Annotated in this window: 16 protein-coding genes; 4 read left to right on the top strand and 12 right to left on the bottom strand. The window is 63.9% G+C overall.

Annotated features, from left to right (window positions below; translation table 11 throughout):
* Positions 1–182 precede the first annotated feature (182 nt).
* Both ACMGF8_RS29535 and tadA read left to right on the top strand, forming a co-directional pair.
* Positions 183–1559: a multicopper oxidase family protein gene (locus ACMGF8_RS29535; protein WP_102880792.1), complete on the top strand. Its 1377-nt coding sequence runs from the start codon at positions 183–185 to the stop codon at positions 1557–1559.
* Complete coding sequence (tadA, locus tag ACMGF8_RS29530; RefSeq protein ID WP_047305914.1) at positions 1559–2047, top strand: tRNA adenosine(34) deaminase TadA; 489 nt, start codon at positions 1559–1561, stop codon at positions 2045–2047. The genes ACMGF8_RS29535 and tadA overlap by 1 nt, the downstream gene beginning before the upstream one ends.
* 143 nt (positions 2048–2190) lie before the next feature.
* Here the strand turns inward: tadA and cmoB are convergent, their stop codons facing one another.
* From cmoB to lon, 5 genes are all read right to left on the bottom strand, one after another.
* Complete coding sequence (gene cmoB / locus ACMGF8_RS29525; protein WP_207166480.1) at positions 2191–3147, bottom strand: tRNA 5-methoxyuridine(34)/uridine 5-oxyacetic acid(34) synthase CmoB; 957 nt, start codon at positions 3145–3147, stop codon at positions 2191–2193.
* The gene (cmoA, locus tag ACMGF8_RS29520) at positions 3144–3887 is read right to left on the bottom strand and encodes a carboxy-S-adenosyl-L-methionine synthase CmoA (protein ID WP_102880789.1); all 744 of its coding nucleotides are present in this window, start codon (positions 3885–3887) and stop codon (positions 3144–3146) included. Before cmoA ends, cmoB begins: the two co-directional genes overlap by 4 nt.
* Before the next feature lie 170 nt (positions 3888–4057).
* Positions 4058–4693, bottom strand: coding sequence for a lysoplasmalogenase (locus ACMGF8_RS29515; RefSeq protein WP_115580814.1), 636 nt, complete (start codon positions 4691–4693; stop codon positions 4058–4060).
* A gap of 1 nt (position 4694) precedes the next feature.
* Entirely contained in the window at positions 4695–5087 is a 393-nt protein-coding gene (locus tag ACMGF8_RS29510) for a protease inhibitor I42 family protein (protein ID WP_102860427.1), read from the bottom strand.
* Between the two features lie 160 nt (positions 5088–5247).
* On the bottom strand, positions 5248–7668 hold the full coding sequence (gene lon / locus ACMGF8_RS29505) for an endopeptidase La (RefSeq protein WP_102860428.1): 2421 nt from the start codon (positions 7666–7668) through the stop codon (positions 5248–5250).
* A gap of 394 nt (positions 7669–8062) precedes the next feature.
* Here lon and ACMGF8_RS29500 point away from each other — a divergent pair, with 394 nt between their 5' ends.
* Complete coding sequence (locus ACMGF8_RS29500) at positions 8063–10405, top strand: putative bifunctional diguanylate cyclase/phosphodiesterase (protein ID WP_102860429.1); 2343 nt, start codon at positions 8063–8065, stop codon at positions 10403–10405.
* A gap of 44 nt (positions 10406–10449) precedes the next feature.
* On the opposite strand, the gene ACMGF8_RS29495 is transcribed toward ACMGF8_RS29500, so the two are convergent.
* Both ACMGF8_RS29495 and ACMGF8_RS29490 read right to left on the bottom strand, forming a co-directional pair.
* A complete protein-coding gene (locus tag ACMGF8_RS29495; protein ID WP_102860430.1) occupies positions 10450–10881 on the bottom strand; it encodes a hypothetical protein in 432 nt (143 codons plus the stop codon).
* A gap of 204 nt (positions 10882–11085) precedes the next feature.
* Positions 11086–11703: a LuxR C-terminal-related transcriptional regulator gene (locus tag ACMGF8_RS29490; protein WP_416758128.1), complete on the bottom strand. Its 618-nt coding sequence runs from the start codon at positions 11701–11703 to the stop codon at positions 11086–11088.
* 146 nt (positions 11704–11849) lie between these two features.
* On the opposite strand from ACMGF8_RS29490, the gene ACMGF8_RS29485 reads away from it, so the two are divergent.
* The gene (locus ACMGF8_RS29485) at positions 11850–13508 is read left to right on the top strand and encodes a hybrid sensor histidine kinase/response regulator (protein ID WP_416758126.1); all 1659 of its coding nucleotides are present in this window, start codon (positions 11850–11852) and stop codon (positions 13506–13508) included.
* Here ACMGF8_RS29485 and ACMGF8_RS29480 read toward each other — a convergent pair.
* The 5 genes from ACMGF8_RS29480 to ACMGF8_RS29460 form a co-directional block, all read right to left on the bottom strand.
* On the bottom strand, positions 13486–14133 hold the full coding sequence (locus tag ACMGF8_RS29480; protein WP_416758124.1) for a carboxypeptidase-like regulatory domain-containing protein: 648 nt from the start codon (positions 14131–14133) through the stop codon (positions 13486–13488). The two genes, ACMGF8_RS29485 and ACMGF8_RS29480, sit on opposite strands and share 23 nt — an antisense overlap.
* 106 nt (positions 14134–14239) lie before the next feature.
* The gene (locus ACMGF8_RS29475) at positions 14240–14533 is read right to left on the bottom strand and encodes a hypothetical protein (protein WP_047305906.1); all 294 of its coding nucleotides are present in this window, start codon (positions 14531–14533) and stop codon (positions 14240–14242) included.
* A 229-nt stretch (positions 14534–14762) separates the two neighbouring features.
* Positions 14763–15023, bottom strand: coding sequence for a hypothetical protein (locus ACMGF8_RS29470; protein ID WP_416758122.1), 261 nt, complete (start codon positions 15021–15023; stop codon positions 14763–14765).
* Positions 15024–16208: 1185 nt separating this feature from the next.
* The gene (locus ACMGF8_RS29465) at positions 16209–18629 is read right to left on the bottom strand and encodes a glucose/quinate/shikimate family membrane-bound PQQ-dependent dehydrogenase (RefSeq protein WP_416758120.1); all 2421 of its coding nucleotides are present in this window, start codon (positions 18627–18629) and stop codon (positions 16209–16211) included.
* A gap of 116 nt (positions 18630–18745) precedes the next feature.
* The gene (locus ACMGF8_RS29460) at positions 18746–20119 is read right to left on the bottom strand and encodes a carbohydrate porin (protein ID WP_416758118.1); all 1374 of its coding nucleotides are present in this window, start codon (positions 20117–20119) and stop codon (positions 18746–18748) included.
* Between the last annotated feature and the right edge of the window lie 24 nt (positions 20120–20143).

Genomic DNA, 20143 nt, shown 5'->3' with positions numbered 1-20143 from the left:
CAAGCCGGCTCCTGCAAGAGCAACGGGCTTGCCAGGGAGCAGGCTCCCGAAAACACCCATCGTTTCCCCGTCCCGCCTGCGTCCGGTCGCCGCGCCGGCCTTACTGTTTCTCAACTGCGGGTGTATCGTATTCGCCTTTTGCGGGCTTGGGCCCGCCGCGGATACGTGAGGTAGTTGAGTCCATGTCCTTTACCCGTCGACAAATACTCGGTGGTCTGGCCGGTCTGGTAGTGGTGGGCGTGGGAGCGGGTGGCGCCTCGCGCTACTGGCTGGGGAAAATGGCCGACGCCGAAGCGGGCCACGACTACGAGCTGATCGCCGCGCCCCTGGATGTGGAGTTGGTGCCGGGGCACAAGACCGAGGCCTGGGCTTTCGGGCCATCGGCACCGGGTACCGAACTGCGGGTGCGCCAGGGCGAGTGGCTGCGGGTGCGCTTTATCAACCACCTGCCCGTGGCCACCACCATCCACTGGCACGGCATCCGCCTGCCCCTGGAAATGGACGGCGTGCCTTACGTCTCGCAACTGCCGGTGCTACCCGGCGAATACTTCGACTACAAGTTCCGCGTACCGGATGCCGGTAGCTACTGGTATCACCCCCATGTGAACAGCAGCGAAGAACTGGGCCGCGGCCTGGTGGGCCCGCTGATCGTCGAAGAGCGCGAACCCACCGGATTCCAGTACGAGCGCACCCTGAGCCTGAAAAGCTGGCACGTGGATGAAGAGGGCGCGTTCGTCTCCTTCAGCATCCCCCGGGAAGCGGCGCGGGGCGGCACGGCCGGGCGCCTGTCCACCATCAACGGCGTGTCCCAGGCGGTGATCGACCTGCCGGCCGGGCAGATTACTCGGGTGCGCCTGCTCAACCTGGACAACACCCTGACCTACCGCATCAACATCCCCGATGTCGAAGCGCAGATCTATGCACTGGACGGCAACCCCATCGAGCCGCGTCCTTTGGGCAAGGAGTACTGGCTGGGGCCGGGCATGCGTATCTGCCTGGCGATCAAGGCGCCGGCGGCGGGGCAGGAACTGTCCCTGCGCAACGGTCCGGTGCGCCTGGGCACCTTGCGTTCGGTGGCCAACAACGATGCGCCGACCCAGTGGCCGCCAGCCCTGCCGGCCAACCCGGTGGCCGAGCCGGATCTCGACAACGCCGAGAAGCTCAACTTCAATTTCGAGTGGGTTGGCTCGGTCTCGGTGAACGTGGACAATGGCCAGCCGCCGAGCCTGTGGCAGATCAACGGCCAGGCCTGGGACATCACCGACAAGACCTGCGCCGACCGCCCGATTGCCACGCTGAAAAAGGGCAAGAGCTACATTTTCGAATTGAAGAACATGACTCAGTACCAACACCCGATCCACTTGCACGGCATGAGCTTCAAGGTCATCGCCTCGAACCGCAAGAAGATCACTCCCTACTTCACCGACACCTACCTGCTGGGCAAGAACGAGCGTGCCCGCGTGGCGCTGGTGGCGGATAACCCTGGGGTCTGGATGTTCCACTGCCACGTGATCGACCACATGGAAACCGGTCTGATGGCCGCCATCGAGGTGGCGTGATGCGTCAGATACGCCCGGCGCCGATCATCGACCGCAGCCGCGACCAGGACTTCATGCGCGAAGCCCTGGCCCTGGCCGCCCAGGGTGCCGCCCTGGGGGAAGTGCCGGTGGGCGCGGTGCTGGTGCTGGATGGCCAGATCATCGGCCGCGGTTACAACTGCCCGATCAGCGGCAGCGACCCCAGCGCCCACGCCGAAATGGTGGCGATCCGCGCGGCGGCCCAGGCAGTGAGCAACTATCGCCTGCCCGGCAGCACCCTGTACGTGACCCTGGAACCTTGCAGCATGTGCGCCGGGCTGATCGTCCATTCGCGCATTGCCCGGGTGGTGTACGGCGCCCTGGAACCCAAGGCGGGCATCGTGCAGAGCCAGGGCCAGTTCTTCACCCAGGGCTTTCTCAATCATCGGGTGCTGTACGAGGGCGGGGTGCTGGCCGAAGAGTGCGGCACGGTGTTGAGCGAATTCTTCAAGGCGCGCCGGGCGCGCTGAGCGCAAACCGGTTCGCGGCCTACACCAAACCGTAGGAGCCGGCTTGCCGGCGAAGAGGCCCTTGAGCCTTGCACCGCTTTGGCGGGCGCCTTCGCTGGCAAGCGGAACGCCGCCCGGCCAGCTCCTACAGGGGGAAGGCGGGGTTATTTTCTGGCGACAATCACCGCGCGCATCGGCGCCGGCAGGCCTTCGATGGTCTTGCTGTGATCGTTGGGGTCGAGGAAATCGCTCAGGGACTGGTACTTCATCCACTCGGTGCCGCGCTGCTCCTCGACGCTGGTCACGCTCACATCCACGCAGCGCACGTCGCTGAACCCGGCGCGTCGCAGCCACAGCTCCAGAGCCGGCACCGAGGGCAGGAACCACACGTTGCGCATCTGCGCATAACGGTCTTCCGGCACCAGCACCTGATGTTGATCGCCTTCCACCACCAGGGTTTCCAGCACCAGTTCGCCACCCTTGACCAGGCAGTCCTTGAGCGCCAGCAGGTGCTCGATGGGCGAACGCCGGTGGTAGAACACCCCCATGGAAAATACGGTGTCGAAACCTTCCAGGTTGGCCGGCAGGTCTTCGAAAGGAAACGGCAAGTGCCACACCGAGGGCTGCGACAGGTAGCGCTGCACCGCCTGGAACTGGCAGAAGAACAGCCAGTTGGGGTCCACGCCAATCACGCTGTGGGCGCCGGCGCCGAGCATGCGCCACATGTAGTAGCCATTGCCGCAGCCGACATCGAGGATGCGTTTGCCTTCAAGGTTCAGGTGCGGCGCGACCCGCGACCACTTCCAGTCCGAACGCCATTCGGTATCCACGTGCACGCCGAACAGGTCGAACGGGCCCTTGCGCCACGGTGACAGGCCCATCAGTGCGGTACGCATCTGCGCCCGGGTGGCGTCGTCGCAGTCGGTGTCCAGGCGCAGGCCGTTGATCAGGTCGACTTCGCTGGGCTGGATCTTCGGCAATGCGTCGAGGGCGCTCTGCCAGCGCTCCAGGTCGCCATGGCCCTTTTCCATCTTGGCATCGAGCTGGGCTTGCAGGCTGTTGGCCCATTCGGCCAGGGGCGTGCCCGCCAGACGGCGAGCGAGGGGAGACAGATCAATCATGGCAGGGCAATCAACGAGGCAAAATTAAGACACTGGAACCACGGCACGACTTTCGAGAACCCGGCGGCCAGCAGGCGTTCGCGGTGTTCTTCGAGGCTGTCGGGCTTCATGACGTTTTCGATGGCGCTGCGCTTCTGGGCAATTTCCAGTTCGCTGTAGCCGTTAGCGCGTTTGAAGGCGATGTGCAGGTCGGTGAGCAGGGCGTGTTCTTCGGTGTCGTTGAAGCGCAGCTTCTCCGAGAGGATCAGCGCGCCGCCGGGCAGCAACGACTGGCGGATGCGCCCGAGCAGGGCCAGGCGTTGCTCCGGGGCGATGAACTGCAGGGTGAAGTTCAAAGCCACCACCGAGGCCGGCTGGAACTCCAGGGCCAGGATATCGCCTTCGATCACCTGCACCGGCAGCAACTCCTGGAACATCGAATCCTGGCCGTTGAGGTATTCCCGGCAACGCTCGACCATGGCCGCGGAATTGTCCACGGCGATTACCCGGCAACCGTCGCTGCGCACATGGCGGCGCAGGGCCTGGGTCACCGCGCCCAGGGATGAGCCCAGGTCGTAGAGCACGCTGTTGGGCTGAGCGAACTGCGCCGCCAGCACCCCGAGGTTCTCGACAATGGTCGGGTAACCCGGCACCGAGCGCTTGATCATGTCCGGGAACACCCGCACCACATCCTCGTTAAAGGCGAAGTCGGGCACCTGGGCCAGGGGCTGGGCGAATAGGCGGTCGGGTTCTTTGCTCACGGCATTTCCAGCGATGGAGATAAAAAGAGGGCGGCATTGTAGCCGCTGGCGCAGGCTGCGATAAGGCCCGCAGGGCCTTCAGCAGAGCAAGGGCGACGCAAGGTGTGACCCTTTTCGCTGGCCAGCCGGCTCCTACAGCGAGTAGGGACCGGCTTGCCGGCGCAGGCTGATCAGCGCGGCTTCTGGCTGAACGCCGAAGCAGCGATACCCCACTGGCCCAGCCAGTAAAAAATGATGATCAAGTAGGGCGCGGCATCGAAGGCCACCACGAAGCGGCTGATGCCAATCAGGCTGTCGGAGAAGGCGAAGCTCAGGGCCCCCGCGGCCGCTAGCGCCGCCGAGCGTTTGGGCACCGCTGAGCCCAGGCGTGCCAGGGCGCGCCAGAGCATGGCGCTGATGGTCAGGGCGTAGACGATCACCGGGATCAGCAGCGGGCCCAGGCCGTGGGAAATCAGGATGCTCAACAGCCCCGCGCCAATGGCCAGTGCCACCACCAGCGGCAACAGTGCCAGGCGCCGACAGTCGCAGAGATAGGCCTTGAGGTAGGCCAGGTGCGCCACCAGAAACGCCCCGAGGCCGAACACGAACAGGTCCGAAGGCCAGGCCAGCAGCACGTCACCCAGCACTGAGAACAACAGGCCAATGGCGATCCAGCGGCGATAGTCCCCCGGCGGCGCATCGTGCAACCAGCCCAGCAGGGCCAGTACCGGCAGCGGCTTGACCAGCAGGCAGAGCAACGTGGCGTGCACGCTGATCCCGTAGATGAAGGTGGCGGCGCCCATCAGCGCAAGAATCAGCCAGCCCATGTCAGTTGACCGTGATCGAGCAGTCGAAGGCTTTTACCGGTGCTTCTTCCGGTGCCCAGGGTTGCTGATAGGTCAGCAGCAGTCGGCCCTGGCCGCTGGCGAACGCCTGGAAACGCCAGGTGGATTGACCACCGCTGCCCACCAGACCGGTGTTCTCGGGATTGCTGTAGACCTCGGGGCTGACCTTGCGCAGGATGCCGCCGGCCGAATCCTGGATTGCCCAGCGATAGCCCGTGGTGGGATTGCTAGGCAGGGTCAGGGTCAGGGTTTGCCCGTTGTGCAATTGCAGGGGGCATTGGCTCTGGTTTTCCACGGTGACGTTTTGCTTGGGCTGGCTGGCGCAGGCGGCCAGCAGGGCGAGGCTGAGCAGGGCAAGCAGGCGAGGTGCGGACATGGGTCAGGAAGCTCCGATCATTCGTGACGAACGGCGAGCATAACTGAAGATGATGGGCGGTGTGGGCCGGGGGACGGAGGTTGGCGCTTATGGCCTGTTCGCCGGCAAGCCGGCTCCTACAAGGGACAACCTGTAGGAGCCGGCTTGCCGGCGAAGGGATTTAGAACAGTACCTTGGCCACGTCGGCAAAACGCTTGGCGAAATGCACGGTGATGCCTTCCTTGAGGTAGTCCGGCAGTTCCTCGAAATGCCCGCGGTTGGGCTCCGGCAGGATCAGCTCAAAGATCTTCTGCCGCCGCGCCGCGATGACTTTCTCCCGCACCCCGCCAATGGGCAGCACGTGGCCGGTGAGGGTCAGCTCGCCGGTCATGGCCACGCCTTTTTTCGGCGGCTGGTTGCGCGCCAGGGACAGCAGGGCGCTGGCCATGGTCACCCCGGCGCTCGGGCCATCCTTGGGCGTGGCACCTTCAGGAACGTGCAGGTGGACGAAGGCTTCGTCGAAGAACTTGCTGTCGCCGCCGAACTGCTTGAGGTGCGAACTGACGTAGCTGTAGGCGATCTCCGCCGACTCCTTCATCACATCCCCCAACTGGCCGGTGAGCTTGAAACCACGGTTGTGGGTATGAATCCGCGTCGCCTCGATGGGCAGGGTCGCGCCGCCCATGCTGGTCCAGGCCAGGCCGGTGATGACTCCGGTGCCGCTCAGGACCTGCTCGTTGCGGAACACCGGCATGCCCAGGGAGGCCTCCAGGTCCTTGGGCCCGATCTTGATGTTTGCATCCGGCTCGTCCAGCAGCTTGACCACCGCTTTGCGCACCAGTTTGCCCAGTTGTTTCTCCAGTTGGCGCACCCCGGCTTCCCGGGCGTAACTGTCGATCACGGCGCGCAGGGCACTGTCGCTGATGCTCAGGCTGCTCTTGGCTACACCGGCTTTCGTCAACTGCTTGGGCCACAGGTGGCGCTTGGCGATGGCGAGTTTTTCCTCGGTGATGTAACCGGACAGGCGAATCACTTCCATGCGGTCGAGCAGCGGCCCGGGGATCGAGTCCAGGGTGTTGGCGGTGCACACGAACAACACCTTGGACAGGTCCATGCGCAGGTCCAGGTAATGGTCGAGGAAGTCGACGTTCTGCTCCGGATCGAGGGTCTCCAGCAGGGCTGAGGCCGGGTCGCCCTGGTAGCTCTGGCCCATCTTGTCGATCTCGTCGAGCATGATCACCGGGTTCATCACCTCCACTTCCTTGAGGGCCTGCACCAGCTTGCCCGGCTGGGCACCGATGTAGGTGCGGCGGTGGCCCTTGATCTCGGCTTCGTCGCGCATGCCGCCGACACTGAAGCGATAGAACGGCCGCCCCAGGGATTCGGCAATGGACTTGCCGACACTGGTCTTGCCCACGCCCGGCGGGCCCACCAGCAGCACGATGGAGCCGCTGATCTCGCCCTTGTAGGCGCCCACCGCGAGGAATTCGAGGATGCGGGTCTTGATGTCATCGAGCCCGGCGTGGTGCTGGTCGAGCACTTTGCGCGCGTGCTTGAGGTCGAGCTTGTCCTCGCCGTAGACGCCCCAGGGCACAGCGGTGGCCCATTCCAGGTAGTTGCGGGTCACGGCGTATTCCGGCGAGCCGGTTTCGAGGATCGACAGCTTGTTCATTTCCTCGGCGATGCGTTTCTGCGCCTGGGCCGGCAGCACCTTGCCGCTCAGCCGCTGCTCGAACTGCTCCAGGTCGGCGCTGCGGTCATCCTTGGTCAGCCCCAGTTCCTGCTGGATCACCTTGAGCTGTTCCTTGAGGAAGAATTCGCGCTGGTGCTCGCCGATCTTGCGGTTGACCTCGGCGGAGATCTCTTTCTGCAGGCGCGCGACCTCGACTTCCTTGCGCAGCATCGGCAGGACTTTTTCCATGCGCTTGAGCATCGGCACGCAGTCCAGCACCTCCTGCAACTCGTTGCCTGTGGCGGAAGTCAGGGCGGCGGCGAAGTCGGTCAGGGGCGAAGGGTCGTTGGGGCTGAAGCGGTTGAGGTAGTTCTTCAGTTCTTCGCTGTACAGCGGATTGAGCGGCAGCAGCTCCTTGATCGCGTTGATCAGCGCCATGCCGTAGGCCTTGACCTCATCGGTGGGTTCGCTGGGCTGGTGCGGGTATTCGACTTCCACCAGGTAGGGCGGCCGGTGGTGTTTGAGCCAGGTGCGGATGCGTACCCGGGTCAGGCCCTGGGCGACGAATTGCAGCTTGCCGTTCTCGCGGCTGGCGTGGTGGACCTTGACCAGGGTGCCGTACTCCGGCAACGCGGATGTATCGAAGTGGCGCGGGTCTTCCTGGGGGGTATCCATGAAAAACAGGGCCAGGGAGTGGTGGTCGGATTGGCTTACCAGCTCCAGGGTTTCGGCCCAGGGTTCTTCGTTGACAATCACCGGCAGTACCTGCGCCGGGAAGAAGGGACGATTGTGAATCGGCATGATGTAGACCTTGTCCGGCAGATTCTGCCCGGGCAGGGCCAGGCCGGTGCCATGGGCACTGGGCTGTTCGGTATTTTCCGGATCGAGGTACTCACGTGGATCTTCGGGAAATGCTTGCTGGTCGCTCATGAAGGCTCCTGCGCGATGGGCTATGCAGGTTAGATGGGGCAGGTCGAGACGGGTTTCAATGGGAAACTGGTTTCAGCTTTTTTCCGTGCGGCCCTCAACTGTCCCTCGAGGCTCTGTCCAGACGTGTGGTGTGGACGCTGTGGACGGCGTTGACGGATATCAAATGTCAATAAAATGACTTGGATATCACCTGTTTTATTGCGTGATCTTCTACAGTTTGAGGATTAATCTGAGTGTCCGGAATGCTGGAGTGAAATCGGCATTTATTTGACGCACGCATTCAGCTTCTTAGAGGGATGGGTATGAAGAACGGATTTTTCAGCTCTCGGCGGCTGTCACCCGCGCAGGTGCTTTTCCGGCCCGGCGGGCGATCGGAGTGGATGAGAGCAGCCCTATGAAGTGGCGCCGAACCTTTCAGGCAAGGATTGTCGGGGTGCTGGCGCTGTTGCTGTTGGTGCTGATTGGCGCGGTGTACTTTGCGGTGAAGACCGCTACTACTCACGCAGTGGAGAAGCAGGCGCAGTTGCAATTGAAGATCGGCACTCGCGTGTTCGAACGCCTGCTGGACCTGCGGGGCCGCAACCTGCAATACGGTATCGACTGGCTGGTGGTGGATTCGGAGTTTCACCGCGCTGTGGTCAGCGGCAAGCCGGTGGACATCCTCGCGTCCCTGGCGCAGTACCGTGGGGGCATCCGTTCCAGCGAGATGTTCGTGCTCAGTCCCGAGGGACGGGTAATCGCCAGTACGCTGGCGGACATTGCCAGGGGGCAGCCGTTTCCCTATGACCGGGCGTTGCGCCGAGCGCAGCGGCACGACACTCACATGCTGTTCGTTGCGATCAACGGCCGCCCCTATCTGTTGGTGCAAGGTGAAGTGCTGGATTCGCTGCCCGTTGCCCGGGTGGTGATGGGCTTTCCCATGGATGAGTTGTTCGCCCGGGAACTGCGTTCCATGAGCAACCTGGAAGTCTCATTCCTGACCGTCGACGGCGAGCACCCCGGAGAGTTGTTCAGCACCCAGCCTGAGTTCTTCTGGTCGCCGATCATCAATGCCCTGCGTGACTCGTTGTGGCAGTCCCTGCCACAGATGAGCCAAACCCATGGCCAACGCTTTCTCAACCAGGCACTGCAACTGGCCAATACCGGGGATGCCCAGGATCCGCGGGTCATGGTCTTGTTGCAGAGCCCCCTGGAACAGGCACTGCAAGCCTTTGCGCCACTGGACCGGGAGTTCCTGTGGATCGCCATGGTGGCGCTGGTGATTTCCCTGGTCTTCGCCCTGCTGATGGCTCGGCGGGTTTCGCGGCCCCTGGAAGACCTGGCCCAGGCTGCCCGACGTATCGGTGCCGGCAACTATCAGGCCACGGTGGCCATCAAGCGCAGCGACGAGTTCGGTGTGCTGGCGGATGCCTTCAACGCCATGCAGAGCGCCATCGCCACCCGTGAGCGGCAACTGGCCCACAACGCCCTGCATGATCCCCTGACCGGGCTGCCCAATCGGGCCCTGGCCATCGAGCGCCTGAGCCAGGCCATCGCTGCCCGGCGCAACGTGGTGTTGCTGTACCTGGGGATCGACAACTATCGGGCGATCAACGAAGGCTTTGGCAATGAAGGGCTGGAGCAGATGATGGGGGAACTGAGCCGGCGGCTGCGTGATGTGCTGTCCCAGGGCGATACCGCGGCGCGGATCACCGCCAGCGAGTTCCTCCTGCTGCTGGAAAACACCGAGCTCGATGGCGCCATTGCCATGGCCGACCGCCTCCATGACCTGTTGAGCCGACCCCAGCTGATTCAGGGGGATGAGGTACGGCGCCAGATCTGCATGGGCATGGCGGTGTATCCCGCCGACGGCAAGTCCGCCGAAGAACTGATCAGCCGTGCCGCGATCGCCCGCCACGATGCAGCGCTCAACCCCGGTTACCTGCAGGTCTACCAGCAAGACCGCGACCTGGCTCATCAGCGCCAGATCAGCCTGATCCGTGACCTGCGTCGCGCCGCCGCCGATGGCGAGCTGTTCCTGCTGTATCAGCCCAAGCTGGATCTGCGCCGGGATTACCTGCATCAGGCCGAAGCCCTGCTGCGCTGGCGGCATCCGGTATTTGGCGTGGTGTCGCCGGCGGAGTTCATTCCCCTGGCCGAGCGCACCGGCAGCATGCACAGCCTGACCTCCTGGGTCATCGAGGCTTGCATTCGCCAGTTGGCGGAGTGGAACCGCCGGGCTTTGCCGGTGCGCCTGTCGCTGAACATCTCTGCCAGCGACCTGGAGGACGACGGCCTGGAAGTCCGGGTCAGCCAGTGCCTGGAGCGCTATCAGGTGGCTGCTGAGCAACTGGTGTTCGAGATCACCGAGAGCGCCATCATGCGCCATCCGGAGCAGGCCCTGGCGGTGCTGCAGCGCTTGCGTGGCTGCGGCATCAGTCTGTCGGTGGATGATTTTGGCACCGGCTATTCATCCCTGGCCCAGTTGCAGCGTCTACCGGTGCAGGAGCTGAAGATCGACCAGTCCTTTATCCGCAATCTGGATGAAACCAGCGGTGACGCGGTGATCGTGCGCTCAACCATCGAAATGAGTCACAAGCTGGGGCTCAAGGTGGTGGCCGAAGGGGTGGAGTTCGAGCATTGCCTGAAACTGCTGGAAAGCTGGGGCTGCGATACGGTCCAGGGTTACCTGATCAGCCGGCCGTTGCCCGCCGAGGCCTTCGAGCATTGGATGTTGAAGTCTCGGGTCTCCAGCTGAAGGCTGGATGGCCGGCGGGGAGCCGGCATCCAGGGTTGGGGCTTTCAGAGGGTGGCCGACTCGGCCTTGGTCAGCAGGCTGTGCAGCTCCGGCTCGATACCTTCTTCACTGAGGTTGTCCATGATTTCCAGGATACAGGGCGCATAGCGCTGCTCGATGGCGGCTTGCGCCCAGTCCAGCTCATAGACCGCCATGACCCGCACATCCAGGTAAGGCGAGTCTGCCAGCAGGCGTTTCAACAAGGCGATGGCCGGTGCCGTTCGCAACTCGCCCAGGGAGACAGCGCAGCGGTGCTGCCAGTACTCGGGCTGGGACAGCAGTGTCTCGCCGAGCCGTTGCCATTGCGCCGGGGTAAAGGCGTGAAGCACGCCCTTGGCCACCTGTTCGGTGGTGTATTCGTTCCAGTTGGTGGCTTCCGAGTCACCGAACCAGTGGTGCAACCGATCAAATAGTTCATCACGTTCATCCGTATTCATGATGTTTTTCTCCTGCGTGGGGCGGCTGCGCGAGCACGCTGTTCCTGGCGTGCCGCCCAATGCCATGGCGTTTATACAGGCGTGCCAGGACCGATGCTGCCTCATTTGCGCCAAGCTTCCCAGTGTTAAAGGTGCAACCGGGGCAAACAGCCGGTGCAGCGCCGGAGACGACTCTCTGGCATTGGTGCGCGAGCCTGTCCCGGGTTACCAGGCCCCGGCGAACTTCACCGCAGCCGCTGCCCGTGAGGGCACTTTCAGGGTGTGCAGCAGGGATGAGACGTGGATGCGTACGGTGAACGGCGAGATATCCAGCTCCCGGGCGATTTCCTTGTTGGTCTTGCCCTGGGCGATCAGGCGCAGCACTTCTTGCTGGCGGGTGGTTAGCTGGCTGATCTCGGCACCGGCATCCAGGGGCAGCAGCAAGCCGGAAGGTGCGTACTTGACCACCACTTCGCCCTGGCGAATGGCCTGGATTGCCTGGCCGATCTCCTCCGGGCTGATGCTCTTGCCGATAAAACCGTCGGCACCAGCGGCCATGACTTCGCCGATCAGGTCCTGATTGTCCACCATCGATACCACGATGAGCGAGGTTCGGGGCAGCTGTCGGCGCAGGTCGGCAATCAGGCTGACCGAGGTCAATCCGGGGAAACGCAGGTCCAGAATCAGCGAGTCCGGCTCCTCGCCGGTCAGGGCCAGGGCCACTACCGCCGCCAGGTCGCCAGCCTCTTCGAGCAGGGCGTCGGGCAGCAGGCGCTGGAGGGTGCGCAGCATGCCCTCGCGGAATAGCGGGTGGTCGTCGGCGACGATAATCCGGCATGTCATGTCGTGAAACTCCTTGAAACATCCAGTCCTGCGCGCATGCTAACTTGACGCGCGGCGTTGTAACTGGCCGCTGGTCGTGTTCGATACGCGGTATTGCCGAGCGGCAAAAGACCACGGCAACACAGATTGCACAAGGAGGTGATTGCATGAACGTTGAGAAGGACAGCGAACTCGACCAGGCCACCCTGCGGATTATCGTGGCCGGTTGCGCCCTGGTCTGGTTTACCGTGATCGGTTTTCTCCCGGGGCAGCAGGTCGACCCTTATGTGCCGGTGATGATCTACATCGCCCTGTTCATGCTGGGTTCGATCCTGCTGCGCATGGCCATTGCCCGCTGGCCCGGGCATTACCCGGCGCGGCGCATCCTGGGCATGGTCTACGACTACACCGGCACCTGTTACGGCTTGGTGGTAGGCGGCGAGGGGGCGCTGCCGATTTATGCGGTGATGGTCTGGGTGAACCTGGGCAATGGCATGCGTTTCGGCTCGCGCTACCTGGCCATTGCCACCGTGTTTGCGCTGTTTGCGCTGTTCATGGTCTATCTGCTGACCCCGTATTGGCAGGCCCAGCCCTACATGGTGCTGATGCTGATGATCACCAGCACGGTGATTCCGGTGTACGCCCACATCCTGCTCAAGCGCACCCGCCTGGCGTCCGAAGAGGCGATTGCCGCCAACCTGGAAAAATCCCGCTTCCTGGCCCAGGCCAGCCACGACCTGCGCCAGCCGATCCACTCCATCGGCCTGTTCACTGCTTGCCTGCGCGAGGCCAACCTGGGGGGCGAAGAGCGGCGGCTGGTGGACAACATCGACCGTTCGCTGCTCAACGTGTCGCAGTTGTTCCGTTCGATCCTCGACCTTTACACCCTGGACAACGGACGCGTGCAGCCCAAGTACGAAACCGTGCACCTGGGGGAGTTGCTGCGGGATCTGGTGCGCCAGAACGCCGAAGCGGCGCGCTGGGCGAGGGTCGAACTGCGCTTGCGCCCCTGCAGTTACTGGGTGCGGGTTGATCCGGGGCTGTTGGCGACCATGGTGCAGAACGTGCTGTCCAACTGCTTCAAGTACGCCGCAGAACGGCCGGTGCTGATCGGTGTGCGCCGGCGAGGTGCGGGCCTGGCCATTGTCATTTATGACCAGGGCCGGGGGATTGCCGAGGAGCACCTGCCGAAGATCTTCGAGGAGTTCTACCGGGTTCGCCAAGTACGGGACAAGGACGTCGAGGGCGTCGGCCTGGGCCTGTCCATCGTCAAGCGCCTGGGGCAGTTGACCGACCTGCAGGTGACAATCCGTTCGCGGGTCGATCACGGTACTACCGTCAGCCTGCATGGCTTGGTATTGGCCGCGCCGCAGCGTTTGCACAGCCGTGACGAAGCGGTGCAGAACGGCTTGCTGACCGGGTTACGAGTCTGTCTGGTGGAAGATGACCGCAACGTCCTGCTGGCCACCTCGGCGCTGCTGGAACGCTGGGGCTGCGTGGTCCAGGCCGAGTCGAGCGGGGAAGACCTGCAGACCGACTGCGACATCATCGTCGCCGACTACGACCTGGGCACCCGCGCCTCGGGCATCGAGTGCATCGACAGCATCCGCGAGCAGCGGGGCTGGGAAGTGCCGGCGCTGATCATCACCGGGCACGACATCGAGAAAATCCACGCGGCCCTGCACGACCGCAACATCGCCATCCTCTCCAAGCCGGTGCGCCCGGTGGAACTGCGGGGCACCTTGCGCGCCCTGCGCGAAACGCCGCTGGCGTCGGCCCGCAGCGCTTCGGCGACAGAGGTGGTTACCAGGTCCGGCACGGGATAAGCAGGGGGTAGTTGGTCATGGTCAGCTTCTTGTTCTCGCCGCTGGCCACTTCGACGAAGTCATCCAGCATCCCTGAGTACGAAGAGATCGAACTGCGCTCGGTGTAGTAGTGGGTGGTCACCGGGCCGTAGTTGGTGTTGCTCTGGCCGGTGCCCACGTACTCGTTCCAGCGGCTGGTGCCGTACACCATGTCCTGGCCCTGGACGAAGTAGCGGCCCGGTTGCAGCCCGGTGAACTGGAAGATGCCGTTGCCGTCGGTACGGGTCACCCGGTGCACGGCCAGGGCCTCGGGGACCATGCTCACCGGGGCGCCTTCGGGCTGGGACGCGCGCAACTTATGCCAGGCCTGCAAGTGCGGGGTGACCGGGTAGAGATAGATCTTGACGTCGCGACTGTCCTCGATGCCGTCGTTGCCGACGATGCAGAACTTGCCGGTGAGCGTGGCGCTGCCGGGCTGCAGGGCGGCGCGCGCGGCCTGGGTGTTGAAGGGCACGTCGGGGTACTGCACGCTGGGAATCTTCACCGGCGGGTATTCGGCCAGGGTTCGCCCTTGGCGCGGCGCACAGGCCATCAGGGTACAGGCGAGCAGGGCCAGGCCTGTCACCATGAAGAGACGGGGTTTCATCAACTCGGGACCTTTTCAGGAGGGAGTGGTGCTCGCCCGACGCTGTCCCGCTGCTACACCGGGGCAGCCCGTCGTGGCGAACCAGGTTGGCCTTGGGGCTAGCGCTTTATTGCTTGCTGCACTCGGCCGGCAGCGCTACCGCTCCGCCCATGGTGGCGAAGGCGACCATGCCGCCGCTGGGCAATACGCAGTTGTATTCGCCGGCGCTGGTACTGGCGGTGAAGTAGGTCTGGGACGCGTCGCTGCGCACGTTGGAAACCGTGGAAACCGGCTTGCCGAGGGTAATTTGCGCGCGGTTCTTGAGGTCGTCGTTGCTCGGTTTGGCGATGGCGCAACCGCCCAGGGCAAGGGCCAGGGCGCTGAGCAGGGCGAGGGGACGAAGGCTGGATTGGAGTTTCATGATGGCTCTTCCTTGGTGTTGTTGTGTTTTCAACGGCGCAGCCGCTCCCGACACCGCAGAACGGCGGTGTTGGGGGAGAGCGGGTGGTTGCCCGGCACTATATCCCCGGGCTGGGGGAGGGTCGATTAGCACAAATGGGCTAATGTCGCTTTGCAATTACGGGGCGCAGGGGGAGGCGCACAGGGCCGCCGGATGGGACCGGCGAAGTGTTGCCGGTCCCGGATCATGCTCAGGTGAGCAGTTGTTCCTGCAGGCGTCGGCCCAGTACATCGAGCAGGTCGCAGCCGTCGCGCAGGGGGATGACGCAGAGTTGGGCGAAGTCCTGGAGCAGGGCCGGGTTGCTCTGCAGGTTGTCGTGACTGGCGATGTTTTCCAGCAACTGGGTGGCCGCGCGGATGCGGTGGGCGGCGGCCTCGTGGAGCGCGTCCAGCGGGGCGTGGGTGTCCACCAGCAGGGCGGGGATGTTGTAGTCGTTGCTGGTCAATGGCATGTGACGAGAGCTGGGCTCCGTCGCAGTGGTGTCAGATTTGTTGGGTTTGACCTTTTTCATTTGATCGAGCTCCGGGTAGGCATGAGAGCTGCCAACGGCCTTCCTACGGGCTTGGGTGGCAGCCGCGCGCGGGGTAGGAATACCGAATACCCTTGGACTCGGCCACGCCGAAGCGTGCCCGCGCACGGCCGCCGCGGCTGATCTTACGGATGCGACAAATGCTCCGCAATCAGACGGGCGCTTATGCGCCAAGGGTTCTCGAAGGGTTCCTACGCCCTGTCACTGAATTTGCAATGACCCCCAGACCTTAAGGGCATCGTCTTGGAGGGACAAGGTGATGCAAGTGGACGCGAGTTGTAGGAATTTTCGGTGATCGCGGCTGAGGGGAGGGGGGGAGTTTTTGGTCTTGATCGGTGGGGAAGCAGTCGTAAAACCTGGATCTTTTTGTGTACATATCCGTTGCTGCAGTCATGGCGGCTGGCTCGGCATCCTTGCCGAGCTGCCCCCTACGCAACGCCTACGCTCGGCCGGCTGGGAAGGGGCCTAAAGATCAAGATCAAAAGCCAAAGCCAAGGTGCGCAGGCCGGCTCTTTGTAGCCGCTGCCGAAGGCTGCGAAACCAGGCGACGCGATATGTCAGGAATATCGGGGAGGCAGGTTTCGCAGCCTTCGGCTATGCCAAGAGCAACGTCGCCCTGTGAAGGAGAAATGAAACAAGGCCGGCCGGCAGGCCGCCGTCTTGCTCTTGCTGTGGCTTTTGATCTTGATCTGTTAGCCCCGTTAACCACGATGGCCGAACGCAGGCATTGAGCCGTGGGTAACCCGGCAGGGATGCCGGGTTAGCCGCCACCCGGCCATGGATGGCCGGTGGCGGCGGCCCACGGATCAATGCCGGAGTTCGGGCATGCCTCGCTATGCGAGGCACCGAGTGGAGGGGCAGAGCGTTTTGCTTACTTTTGTCTGGGCCGGCATTCCGGATTTTCAAAAGTGAGTCGCTGTAAGAGCGAAACCATAAGCCGCCACACCCGCAGCACCGGATATGCACCCCAACCCCCACTGTAAAAGCGCAACCACAAATGCCCCCCCCCCCGTATCACCGGATATACACACCATCCCCCTCTACCCAGAGCACAAAAAAAGGCGGCTACCCGTAGGTAGCCGCCTTTTTCATCCCTGTCGGTAACGCTTATTCCGCCAGTTTGTAGGCAATGATGTAGTCGCCCATCTTGGTGCCCAGGGAGCCGTGGCCGCCCACGACCACCAGGACGTACTGCTGGCCGTCCTTGCCGGTGTAGCTCATCGGCGTGGCCTGGCCGCCCGCTGGCAGGCGGGATTTCCACAGTTCCTTGCCGTTTTTCACGTCATAGGCGCGGATGTACTGGTCCAGGGTGCCGCTGAGGAAGCCCACGCCACCGCCGGTGACCATGGAGCCGCCCATGCTCGGCACGCCGATTGGCAGGCCGATCGGGATCGGCGAACTGTCGCGGCTGGTGCCGTTCTTGTGCTTCCACACCACTTTGTTGGTGGTCAGGTCGATACCGGCCACGTAGCCCCAGGCCGGCGCTTGGCAAGGTACGCCGAGCGGCGACATGAACGGGTGCATGATCACCGCGTAAGGCGCGCCGGTGTTGGGTTGCACGCCCGAGGTTTCGCTTTCGCGCTTGCTGTCGGCGGCGACTTCGGCACGCGGCACCAGCTTGGAAACGAAGGCCATGTAGTTCGGGCTGGTGAACAGCAACTGGCGCACCGGGTCCAGCGAGACGCTGCCCCAGTTGAACACGCCGACGTTGCCCGGGTAGATCAGGCTGCCCTGCACCGACGGCGGGGTGTACTGACCTTCATAGCGCAGTTCCTTGAACTGGATGCGGCACAACATCTGGTCGAACGGCGTGGCGCCCCACATGGCTTTTTCGTCCAGTGGCGGCGGCAGCAGGTTCAGGTCCGAACGGGCCTGGGTCGGGGCGGTGTGGTCGCCTTCGACTGCGCCGGTCGGGGCCGGTACTTCACGGATCGGCACGATCGGGGTGCCGTCGCGACGGTCCAGTACGTACAGGCTGCCTTGCTTGGTCGGCTGGATCAGCGCCGGCTTGACGCCGTCCGCGGTCTTCATGTCGAGCAGGGTTGGCTGGCTGCCCACGTCCATGTCCCACAGGTCGTGGTGGGTGAACTGGTAGTTCCAGCGCAGCTTGCCGGTGTCGATGTCCAGGGCCACGGTGCCGGCGCTGAATTTCTCGGCGCCTGCGGTGCGGTTGCCGCCCCACTGGTCAGGCATCTGGTTGCCCAGTGGCAGGTAGACCATGCCCAGTTTCTCGTCGACGCTGGCCAGGGACCACATGTTCGGCGAGTTGCGGGTGTAGGTCTGGCCTTCCGGCAGGGGAGCGGTTTCGTCGGGGTTGCCCGAATCCCAGTTCCACACCAGGTGACCGTCGTGCGCGTCGAAGGCGCGAATCACGCCGGACGGTTCATTGGTCGATTCGTTGTCGGTGACGTGACCGCCGATGATCACCAGGTTGCGGGTGATGGCGGCCGGCGAGGTGGAGTAGTAGCCACCCGGAGTGAACGGGCCGATGCCGGCCTTGAGGTCCACGGCGCCTTTGTTGCCGAAGTCTTCACAGACTTTGCCGGTGTCGGCGTTGATGGCGATCAGGCGCGCATCGGCGGTGGGCAGGAACAGGCGGCGCGGGCAGCTGGCGGCGATGGCCTGGCCCGCGGGGGACAGGGTGGCTGGCTGGCTGATGGCGTCGGCGTTCTTGAAGTTGGCTTCGTCGTAGTACGACACGCCACGGCAGGTCATGTGCGCCCAGCCACGGAAGTCGTCGCCGTTGGGGCCCTGGATCTGCGGGTCGAAGCGCCAGATTTCCTTGCCGGTATCCGGGTCCAGGGCCAGCACCTGGCTGTGGGCGGTGCAGGCATAGAGCTTGCCGTTGACCTTCAGCGGGGTGTTCTGGTTGGTGATTTCCACCGGGTCCTTGGCGGTCGGCATGTCGCCGGTGCGGATGCGCCAGGCTTCCTGCAGCTTGCCGATGTTGGCCGGGGTGATCTGCTTCAGCGGCGAGTAGCGGTCGCCGAACTCGGTGCGGCCGTAGGCCTGCCAGTCGCCTTCAGGCATGGCCGGCGCAGTGCTGGTCATGTCGGTGCTGTCGCGGCCCAGGTCACCGGAGATTTCCCCAGGCTGGGTGAACTGGCTGCCGATGGCGGCGCCACCGGCCAGGACCACGGCCACGCTCAGGGCCGCGGTGCCCATCGGTGCCGGGCCATCGCGCAGCAGCGGACGGCGGAACCAGGGCAGCAGCAGGACCACGCCGAGGGCGAACCACAGCGACAGGCGTGGCACCAGTTGCCACCAGTCCAGGCCGATTTCCCACAGCGACCAGAGGGTACTGGCGAACAGTACCAGGGCATAAAGGCCCAGCGCGGCGCGTTTACCGGCCAGCAGCAGGAGGCCGGTCAGAGTCAGGCCGATACCGGCCAGGACGTAGTACAGCGAGCCGCCGAGCATGCTCAGCTTGATCCCCCCGGCCAGCAAGGCCAGGCCCATTAACAGCAGCAAGACTCCGAGCAGGCTTGGCAGCCGGCGGCTCGGACTTGAAGCACCCTCAGTGCTCATAGTGTGGTTCTCCGTGACGTTAAGAGTGTTCCCGCGCTTGTTCACTGTAGATGACGATCAGGCGCGGGCTTGGTTCAGCTGAAAACTGTGAATGGCGTCGTTTCTGCCTCGCGGCTTTAGAACGAACTCTGGATCTTGATCCCGCCGATCAGGGCGTCGTCGACCTGGCTCACGCCACCGGGATGGCGGATGTATTGCAGGTTGGGGCGCACGGTCAGCCAGTTGGCCAGGTGCACGCCGTAGTACAGCTCGGCGCTGTACTCGGTGTCCTGCGGCGGCAGGTAGCCGGGGTTGTCGTAGGCGTAGATCGCGCGGGCCTGGTTGCGGGCCTGGGCGTTCTTGCGGTACGCCGGGTTGACGTGGACCCGGGCCAGGGCAAAGCCGATGTCGTCCTTGGCGCGGGCATCGAACAGGCCCTTGTAGACCAGGCCGGCCTGGACGTAGTTGTCGATGGCGTTGGTCTTCTTGTCATGGGCGGTGACGTTGGCGAACAGGCTCAGGCCGCGGGAATGGTCACTGGCCAGGCTGGTGACTTGCTGTTGCGCGCCGAACCACAGGCCGTGCTTGCTTGAGCTGCTGCGGTAGGCTTCGCCGCTCAGGGCCGCGCTCTGGCCGTTGCTGTCCTTGTACAGGTCGCTGGCCTTGGCGCTGCTGTAGTAGTAGCCGGCGCGGTACTCACCAGCCAGACCGTTGAGCTTGGGCGTCCACACCAGTTCCACCGGCAACAGGGTGCCCTGGGTGCCGCTGCCGCTGAGCTTGAAGCCGTTGTCGCGGTCCAGGTTCGATGGGTTCTGCTCATAGGCGCCGATCTGCGCGTAGACCTCGGGCGAGAGGTGGTATTTGACCCGCAGCGCCCACTGGCTGACCGGCCAGTTGTACCAGACGCTGCCGGCCCAGTTGCCCACCTGGGAGCCGCAGAACGCCAGGTTCTGGAAGTCGCAGGGGAAACTGTTGAAGTCTTCGCCCTGACCGAAGCGGCCGGCCTTGATGTCGAGCTTCTGGTCGAAGAATTTCTGCTGGTACCACATCTGCGTCAGGCGCCAGGTCTGGCCACGGCCCCAGACTTCCTGGGCCGAGGTGAAGCCGCCGACCCGTGGATCGTTGATCCGGTCGTTGCTGATGTTGTCGCCGTCGCGCTTGGTCACGGTCAGTTGGAACTCGGCGTCATCCCAGCCAAGGATCTTCTGCAGGTCCAGGTGGCTGCCGAAGGCGAACTGGTCGCTGTAGCGCGCGGTGCGGTCATGGTCGTAGCCGCCATGCAGGTTGGCGCCCATTTCGCCGACGTAGTCGACCTTGAAGTCGTAGCCCTTGTTCGCCAGTTCCGTGCGGGTGCCGTTCCAGTCGCCGAGCATCCAGGGCGAGTCGCTGTCGAAGGCCGGGGCGGCCTGGGCGCAGGCGGCAAACCCCAGGGCGCCGAGCAGGCTCAGGGTCTTGGGCAGGGCAGCGGGAGTCAGGACAGCGCTGTCTTTTAGGCGCTGAAAAGTAGGCATAGGCATTCGAGTCAGGTCTTTTTC

The sequence above is a fragment of the Pseudomonas sp. BNK-7 genome (assembly GCF_048072025.1).
Classification (GTDB): Bacteria; Pseudomonadota; Gammaproteobacteria; order Pseudomonadales; family Pseudomonadaceae; genus Aquipseudomonas; species Aquipseudomonas danubii.
Note: the sequence above shows the minus strand (reverse complement) of the source record. Positions and strands in the feature narration are given on the sequence as shown.

Excerpts from the sequence above, each read along its gene's own strand:
- ACMGF8_RS29535 (WP_102880792.1), top strand. The coding sequence starts at position 183 with ATGTCCTTTACCCGTCGACAAATACTCGGTGGTCTGGCCGGTCTGGTA.
- tadA (WP_047305914.1), top strand. The coding sequence starts at position 1,559 with ATGCGTCAGATACGCCCGGCGCCGATCATCGACCGCAGCCGCGACCAG.
- cmoB (WP_207166480.1), bottom strand. The coding sequence starts at position 3,147 with ATGATTGATCTGTCTCCCCTCGCTCGCCGTCTGGCGGGCACGCCCCTG.
- ACMGF8_RS29515 (WP_115580814.1), bottom strand. The coding sequence starts at position 4,693 with ATGGGCTGGCTGATTCTTGCGCTGATGGGCGCCGCCACCTTCATCTAC.
- ACMGF8_RS29510 (WP_102860427.1), bottom strand. The coding sequence starts at position 5,087 with ATGTCCGCACCTCGCCTGCTTGCCCTGCTCAGCCTCGCCCTGCTGGCC.
- lon (WP_102860428.1), bottom strand. The coding sequence starts at position 7,668 with ATGAGCGACCAGCAAGCATTTCCCGAAGATCCACGTGAGTACCTCGAT.
- ACMGF8_RS29500 (WP_102860429.1), top strand. The coding sequence starts at position 8,063 with ATGAAGTGGCGCCGAACCTTTCAGGCAAGGATTGTCGGGGTGCTGGCG.
- ACMGF8_RS29495 (WP_102860430.1), bottom strand. The coding sequence starts at position 10,881 with ATGAATACGGATGAACGTGATGAACTATTTGATCGGTTGCACCACTGG.
- ACMGF8_RS29490 (WP_416758128.1), bottom strand. The coding sequence starts at position 11,703 with ATGACATGCCGGATTATCGTCGCCGACGACCACCCGCTATTCCGCGAG.
- ACMGF8_RS29485 (WP_416758126.1), top strand. The coding sequence starts at position 11,850 with ATGAACGTTGAGAAGGACAGCGAACTCGACCAGGCCACCCTGCGGATT.
- ACMGF8_RS29480 (WP_416758124.1), bottom strand. The coding sequence starts at position 14,133 with ATGAAACCCCGTCTCTTCATGGTGACAGGCCTGGCCCTGCTCGCCTGT.
- ACMGF8_RS29475 (WP_047305906.1), bottom strand. The coding sequence starts at position 14,533 with ATGAAACTCCAATCCAGCCTTCGTCCCCTCGCCCTGCTCAGCGCCCTG.
- ACMGF8_RS29470 (WP_416758122.1), bottom strand. The coding sequence starts at position 15,023 with ATGCCATTGACCAGCAACGACTACAACATCCCCGCCCTGCTGGTGGAC.
- ACMGF8_RS29465 (WP_416758120.1), bottom strand. The coding sequence starts at position 18,629 with ATGAGCACTGAGGGTGCTTCAAGTCCGAGCCGCCGGCTGCCAAGCCTG.
- ACMGF8_RS29460 (WP_416758118.1), bottom strand. The coding sequence starts at position 20,119 with ATGCCTACTTTTCAGCGCCTAAAAGACAGCGCTGTCCTGACTCCCGCT.